This window comes from Oscillibacter sp. KLE 1745 (genome assembly GCF_000469445.2).
GTDB lineage: Bacteria > Bacillota > Clostridia > Oscillospirales > Oscillospiraceae > Oscillibacter > Oscillibacter welbionis.
In genome coordinates this window covers 94,621-101,128 of record NZ_KI271762.1, presented here as the reverse complement: position 1 = coordinate 101,128, position 6,508 = coordinate 94,621, and the positions used below count along the sequence as shown (strand labels likewise).

At 63.6% G+C, this 6,508-nt stretch carries 9 protein-coding genes; all 9 read left to right on the top strand.

Annotated elements, in window-relative coordinates; translation table 11 throughout:
- Positions 1–2,308, top strand: a 2,308-nt coding sequence (smc, locus tag HMPREF1546_RS15525) for a chromosome segregation protein SMC (protein ID WP_021752105.1), incomplete at its 5' end; no start/stop codon positions are given.
- A gap of 12 nt (positions 2,309–2,320) precedes the next feature.
- Complete coding sequence (locus HMPREF1546_RS15520) at positions 2,321–2,539, top strand: hypothetical protein (RefSeq protein WP_021750965.1); 219 nt, start codon at positions 2,321–2,323, stop codon at positions 2,537–2,539.
- A gap of 48 nt (positions 2,540–2,587) precedes the next feature.
- Positions 2,588–2,839, top strand: coding sequence for a hypothetical protein (locus tag HMPREF1546_RS15515; RefSeq protein WP_021750964.1), 252 nt, complete (start codon positions 2,588–2,590; stop codon positions 2,837–2,839).
- Between the two features lie 21 nt (positions 2,840–2,860).
- Positions 2,861–3,733 (top strand): signal recognition particle-docking protein FtsY, encoded by an 873-nt coding sequence (ftsY, locus tag HMPREF1546_RS15510; RefSeq protein WP_021750963.1) that lies wholly within the window; start codon positions 2,861–2,863, stop codon positions 3,731–3,733.
- Positions 3,734–4,025: 292 nt separating this feature from the next.
- On the top strand, positions 4,026–4,742 hold the full coding sequence (gene rph / locus HMPREF1546_RS15500; protein ID WP_021750961.1) for a ribonuclease PH: 717 nt from the start codon (positions 4,026–4,028) through the stop codon (positions 4,740–4,742).
- 31 nt (positions 4,743–4,773) lie between these two features.
- Positions 4,774–5,061 carry a hypothetical protein gene (locus HMPREF1546_RS15495; protein ID WP_273481892.1) on the top strand — a complete coding sequence of 96 codons (288 nt, stop codon included), beginning with the start codon at positions 4,774–4,776 and terminating at the stop codon, positions 5,059–5,061.
- Positions 5,058–5,648, top strand: a complete 591-nt coding sequence (locus HMPREF1546_RS15490; protein ID WP_021750959.1) for an XTP/dITP diphosphatase — start codon at positions 5,058–5,060, stop codon at positions 5,646–5,648. Before HMPREF1546_RS15495 ends, HMPREF1546_RS15490 begins: the two co-directional genes overlap by 4 nt.
- 274 nt (positions 5,649–5,922) lie before the next feature.
- A complete protein-coding gene (gene yhbY, locus HMPREF1546_RS15485) occupies positions 5,923–6,252 on the top strand; it encodes a ribosome assembly RNA-binding protein YhbY (protein WP_021750956.1) in 330 nt (109 codons plus the stop codon).
- Between the two features lie 16 nt (positions 6,253–6,268).
- The coding region (locus tag HMPREF1546_RS19320; protein ID WP_021752103.1) for a hypothetical protein at positions 6,269–6,508 on the top strand (240 nt) is incomplete at its 3' end.

Genomic DNA, 6,508 nt, shown 5'->3' with positions numbered 1-6,508 from the left:
AGAGCGAGACAGGGCCGCCGCGGAGGAGCAGCTTCAGTCCGCCCGACAGGAGGCGCGGGAGAACCGCCGCGCCCTGGAGGATGCCAGGGACGAGGCGGAGGCCGCCGCCAACATCATCGCCGGCCACAGCCTGCGGATGGAGGAACGGAAGAAGAAGGCCGCTGCCGCCGCGGAGCGGCGGGTCCAGCTGACCATGGACACGGGGGCGCTGGAAAACCGCCGCCGCCTGCTGACAGAGATGGAGAAGGAGTACGAGGGCTTCTCCAAGGCGGTCAAGTTCGTGTGCCGCGCACAGAGCGGCCTGCAGGGCATCCATGGCCCGGTGGCCAATCTGGTGAAGACCGATGGCAGGTACTCCTTGGCCATCGAGATCGCCCTGGGGGCGGGACTGCAGAACATTGTGGTGGACCGGGAGGAGGATGCCAAGGCCGCTATCAGCTACCTGAAGCAGCGGGACGCCGGACGGGCCACGTTCCTGCCCCTCACCGCCATCCGGGGTGACGAACTCCATGAAAAAGGCGTGGAGAAGGAATTTGGTTTTGTGGGCCTGGGGTCCCGGCTGGTGACATTCGACCCGGCGTACCGGAATATTGTTTACAACCTGCTGGGCCGCACTGTGGTGGTAGAGGACCTGGACTGCGGCATCGCCATGGCCCGGAAGTACCGCAACGCCTTCCGGATCGTGACGCTGGACGGCCAGGTCATTAACCGGGGCGGCTCCATGACCGGCGGCAGCACCAGCCGGTCCGCCGGTGTACTGAGCCGGTCCGCGGAGTTGGAGCAGCTCACCGCCCGGACCGCTGCCATGCAGGCAAAGCTGGCGGAGGCAAAGCAGGCGGAGGAGGATACCGCCCGGGAACTGGCCGCCGCCCAATACGAGCTGGAGACCGCGGAGGCCCAGCGCCGCTACGCAGAGGACGAGGTCCTGCGGCTGGAGGGCATCAGGGGACAATATGATCTCCTGCTGCGCTCCCTGGAGGAGAGCGTGGAGAACCTCACCGGCGAGCTGGAGAGCCTGGCCGGACGGCTGACGGACAACGACGCCCGGTCTGCCGCCGCCCAGGTGGAGATCAACCGACAGGAATCCGCCGCCGCGGACGCGCGGGCCCAGGCGGAGGCGGCTCTTTCCGGCCAATCGGAGCTGCTGGAGAAATCCGGTGCCCTGGCCGAGGAGATCAGCGGCAGAAAGAGCGATCTGGCTGCCCTGGCTGCCGAGCGGGAGGCCACAGTCCGCAGCGCCGCGGACCTGCGGGCGCTGTGCGCGGATCTCTCTGGTGACCGGGAGCAGAAGGAACAGATGGCGGAGACCTACCGCCGAAACATCGCCGCCGCGGAGGAAGAGATCGCCGGATTGCAGACGGCGCTGGAGGAGCTGGCGGGCCGGGGCGCGGCCTTCCGGCAGCGGCTGGCCGCCATCACAGAGGAGAAGAACGCCCTGGAGGCGGAGCGGACTGCCAAGAACCGGGCGGGCCAGGAGATGAACGAGAACCTGCTGAACCTGGAGCGGGTGGTGGCCAAGCTGGACCAGAAGCGGGCCACCTCCGCCATGGAGGAAAAGCAGATCCTGGACCGGCTGTGGGAACACTACGAACTCTCCCACTCCGACGCCCAGGCACAGCGGATCGAGCTGGAGAGCGTGCCCAAGGCCAACCGGCGGATCGGGGAGCTGAAGCGGGACATCACCGCCCTGGGAACCCCAAACATCGGGGCCATCGACGAGTTCCAGCGGGTGAACACCCGCTACACCTACCTGTCGGACCAGCGCAACGATGTGGAGAAGGCCAAGGGCGAGCTGCAGAACATCATCGGCGAGATCACTGAGGAGATGACCAAGATTTTCGCCGAGCAGTTCAAGCTGCTGTCCGAGAGCTTCCAGACCACCTTCCAGGAGCTCTTCGGGGGAGGGACGGCCAGATTGGAACTGGAGGACGAGGAGGACATCCTGGGCTGCGGCATCGAGATCAAGGCCCAGCCGCCGGGAAAAACCCTCAAGACCATCTCCCTGCTGTCCGGCGGCGAGAAGGCCTTTGTGGCCATCGCGCTGTATTTCTCCATTCTGAAAGTCCATCCAACGCCCTTCTGCGTGATGGACGAGATCGAGGCGGCCCTGGATGACGCCAACGTCACCCGCTACGCCCGCTATATGCGGACGCTGGCAGGCCGGACCCAGTTCATCGTCATCACCCACCGCCGGGGAACCATGGAGGAGGCCGATGTCCTCTATGGCGTCACCATGCAGGAGCAGGGCGTGAGCAAGATCCTGACCATCAATCTGAATGACATGGCGAAAGAGCTGAAGATCAAATAAGGAGCGGAATCCATGAAGCGCAAGCATAAACAGATACTGATCATCTGGGTGGGCCTGCTGGCAGGCCTCCTTATCTTCCGGGGCGGATGGATGACCTATGCAGGGCTGCTGATTTTCCTTTTGGATCTGGGGCTGGTGTGGCGGCTGCTGCGCTGCCCCCACTGCGGAAAGTCCGTTCGGGAGCTCCGACCGGATAAGACCTGCCCATACTGCGGCAAGAAAGTGGAGTGAACGGCGACCCGGCGCAAGAGGATTTGAAGCGATTGGGAGGACGATCTCATGACACTGCGCAGATGGACGATCCTGAGCGTTATCCTGCTAGTCCCGGGATTTGTTCTGCAGTTCCTCAGCAGGACCGTATTTGTACCGGAGGCGGGCGTGATCGGGGGACTGCTGCTGGCGGCGGGCCTTGCGATCCAGTTGTTCGTGATCCGCTGCCCGGAGTGCGGGGCACATCTGCCGCTTTTTCCCGGCGAATACTGCAAATACTGCGGAAACAGGTTGGACTGGGATAAGCCTCTCCGGCGCTGATTTCCGATTTGGGAGGATACCATGGGCTTTTTTGACAAGCTGAAAAAGATCACCACAAATCTCTTCTCCGGCTTCTCCGAGGCGGACGAGGCCTTTTTCGAGGAGTTGGAGGAGACGCTGATCCTGGCGGACCTGGGCATGGACACGGCGCTGGACGCCGTGGAAAAACTCCGCACGAGGGTCCGGAAGGAGAAGCTCCAGGACCAGGAGGCGGTCAAGGCCGCCCTCCGGGACATTCTGGCGGAGGAGATGGACGTGGGCGGCACGGAGCTGGATCTCTCGACCCGGCCTGCTGTGGTGCTGTTCATCGGCGTCAACGGCGTAGGCAAGACCACGTCCATCGGCAAACTGGGCTATCAGCTGAAAAGCGAGGGCAAGCGGGTCCTCTTCTGCGCGGCGGACACCTTCCGGGCCGCAGCGGCGGACCAACTGCAGATCTGGGCGGAGCGGGCCGGCTGCGAACTTGTGCGCCAGCACGAGGGGGCTGACCCCGGCGCGGTGCTGTTCGACGCCCTGCAGGCTGCCAAGGCAAGAGGGGTGGATGTGGTGCTGTGCGACACTGCCGGCCGCCTCCACAACAAGGCTAACCTGATGGCGGAGCTCGCCAAGCTCTCCAAGATCATCGACCGGGAATGCCCCGGCGCCGCACGGGAGACGCTGCTGGTGCTGGACGCCACCACCGGACAAAACGGCCTGATCCAGGCCCGCCAGTTCAAGGAGGCCGCAGGACTCACCGGCATCGTGCTGACGAAGCTGGATGGCACGGCCAAGGGCGGCATCGTCATCGCCATCGCCAAGGAGCTGGGCGTACCGGTGAAGCTGGCCGGTGTGGGCGAGGGGGTGGACGACCTGAAGCCCTTCGACGCGAAGGAATATGTGGAGGCCATTATTTGAGCGGCAGCAGAGAGACAAGGATCACCATTTGGAATCGGAGAAAACTGATCTCTGTGTCGTCGCAGCAGATGTACTTTCGGATCCGCGGGGCGCTTTCAGATGCCGGGCTCTCCAGCGGCACCAGGACCCGGGGCCTATACGCCGCGGCTGCCCGCCGCAGCAGGGGGCCGCTCCGACTGCTGTACAGGACAGCGTCCTGACCTACACCATCTATGTTCACAGGGATGACTATGACCGTGCGTTCGCGGCGATCCAGTCCTCTCTGCGGGGAAAATGAAAAGGAGCGCATACCATGACCAGACAAGACGGACGGGCGTTTGACGAGCTGCGCCCGATCAAAATCACCCCTGATTTCGTAAAATTCGCGGAGGGCAGCTGTCTCATCCAGTGCGGCAACACCATGGTTCTCTGCTGCGCCAGCGTGGAGGACCGGGTGCCGCCCCATGTGCCGGAGGGCACCGGCTGGGTGACAGCGGAGTACTCCATGCTGCCCCGGGCCAACCGGGAGCGCAGCAAGCGGGACATCGCCAAGCTGAAGCTCTCGCCCCGCAGCGCAGAGATCCAGCGGCTGGTGGGCCGTTCCCTCCGGGCCGCCGTGGACCTGGCGAAGCTGGGGGAGCATACCATCACCATCGACTGCGACGTGCTCCAGGGCGACGGCGGAACCCGCACCGCATCCGTCACCGGCGGCTTTGTGGCGCTGGCCCTGGCCTGCCGGAAGCTGGTGGAGGAGGGCGTGCTGGCCTCCAATCCCATCCGGCATTTCGTCACCGGGGTGTCTGCGGGAATCGTCGGGGAGACCCTTATGCTGGATTTGCAGTACAGCGAGGACAGTCGTGCCCAGGTGGACCTGAACTGTGTGATGAATGAGCTGGGGGAGATCATCGAGCTCCAGGGCACCGGCGAGGGCCGGGCCTTCACACCCCAGGAGCAACAGGAGCTGGTGCGCTTGTGCGCCAAGGGTAACCGGGAGCTGCTGAAGCTCCAGCGGGAGATTTTGAAGCGATAAAACCACAAATTGAAAGAAGGAGATGGTTTCCGTGGCGCAGGTATTCGAGATGATTATGCTGATCTGCTTCGGCCTGTCCTGGCCCTTCAACATCACAAAGTCCGTGCGCTCCCGTACTGCAAAGGGCAAGAGCCTATGGTTTGAGGTGTGCATCATCGTGGGCTATCTCTGCGGCTTGGCGGGGAAGTTCATCAGTGGAAATGTCACCTATGTGGCGGCTTTTTACATCCTGGATATCACCATGGTCACCATCGACCTGGTGCTGACCATCCGGAACAAGCGTCTGGACCGTGCGGCGGAAAAGGAGGAGACGGTATGAAATTCGTGTTGGCGACCCATAACCCCGGCAAGCTGAAGGAGATGGCGGATATCCTCTCCGGACTGGGGGTGGAAGTGGTGAGCCCCGCAGACGTGGGAATCTCCGTAGACGTGGAGGAGACCGGCACCACCTTTGTGGAAAACGCCATGCTGAAGGCCAAGGCCATCTGCGCGGCCAGCGGGCTGCCCGCCATCGCGGACGACTCCGGTCTCTGTGTGGACGCCCTGAACGGAGGACCCGGCGTGTATTCCGCCCGTTACGGCGGGGAGGAGCTGGACGACCGGGGGCGGTATACCCTGCTGCTGCAGAACATGCGGGGACAGACTACCCGGGCGGCCCACTTCGCCTGCGCCATCGCCTGCGCCTTTCCCGGCGGGGACGAGCTGACGGCGGAGGGCCGGTGCGACGGTGCCATCGCCTTTGCCCCCATGGGGACGGCGGGATTTGGCTACGACCCGGTGTTCCTGGTGCCGGAGAAGGGCAGGACCTTCGGCCAGCTGACGGCAGAGGAGAAGGGCGCCATCTCCCATAGAGGAAAAGCTCTGCGGGCATTTTCGGAGAAACTGGCAACTTATTTGAAAAAATAACCGTCTACCTTTGATGAGGAGGGAACTGCGGTGAAAACGACCGGACGCTGCCCCAAATGCGGCAGCGCGGACCTGCTGGCAGTGGAGCCGGGGCTGTACAATTCTTTTCCCATCGGTTTTTTGTAAATGCAAAAATTCAGAGGTATGTCTGCCGCAGCTGCGGCTATACAGAAGAGTGGATTGCCCAGGAGTCTATGGAGAAGCTGCGGCAGTCTACTTGGCATGACGAAAAATAAAAAAGACCGGGGCCATTTCCCGGAATAAAGGAGTATACATGGAACTGACAAGCAAACAGCGGGCCCAGCTGCGGGGCCTGGCAAACAGCATCGACACGATCCTGCAGGTGGGCAAGGACGGTATCGGGGCAAACCTCATCAAGCAGGCGGATGACGCACTGGAGGCTCGGGAGCTTATCAAGGGCCGGGTGCTGGACAACAATATCGACTACGACGCCCGCACCGCCGCGGAGGAGCTGGCCAAGGCCACCCGCAGCGAGGTGGTGCAGGTCATCGGCACGAAGTTCGTGCTGTACCGGGAGAGCCACTCCAAGCCCAGGGAGAAGCGCATCCAGCTGGTGAAGCCGGCAAAGAAGCGCCCCCAGTGACCCGGGAAGGCGCCCGATGGAACTGACGTTCCGCACTGCCGGGATCGGGGATCTGGAGCTCTTGACGGAGAGCCGCCTCCGGGCCATCCGGACCTACCGGCACCTTTCGGAGACGGCGGCGCTGCCGCATGGCCTGCCGGATGCGGTCCGGGATTACTACCGCCAGGCCCTGGCGTCCGGCAGCCACATTGCGCTTCTGGCGCTGGTGGGAGAGCGGCTGGCCGCCACCGGCGGCCTGGACCTCCGCCGGGAGATG

What these genes read in the sequence shown, in the direction of transcription:
- yhbY (WP_021750956.1), top strand. Translation starts at nt 5,923, where the DNA reads ATGGAACTGACAAGCAAACAGCGGGCCCAGCTGCGGGGCCTGGCAAAC.
- HMPREF1546_RS15515 (WP_021750964.1), top strand. Translation starts at nt 2,588, where the DNA reads ATGACACTGCGCAGATGGACGATCCTGAGCGTTATCCTGCTAGTCCCG.
- HMPREF1546_RS15490 (WP_021750959.1), top strand. Translation starts at nt 5,058, where the DNA reads ATGAAATTCGTGTTGGCGACCCATAACCCCGGCAAGCTGAAGGAGATG.
- ftsY (WP_021750963.1), top strand. Translation starts at nt 2,861, where the DNA reads ATGGGCTTTTTTGACAAGCTGAAAAAGATCACCACAAATCTCTTCTCC.
- rph (WP_021750961.1), top strand. Translation starts at nt 4,026, where the DNA reads ATGACCAGACAAGACGGACGGGCGTTTGACGAGCTGCGCCCGATCAAA.
- HMPREF1546_RS15520 (WP_021750965.1), top strand. Translation starts at nt 2,321, where the DNA reads ATGAAGCGCAAGCATAAACAGATACTGATCATCTGGGTGGGCCTGCTG.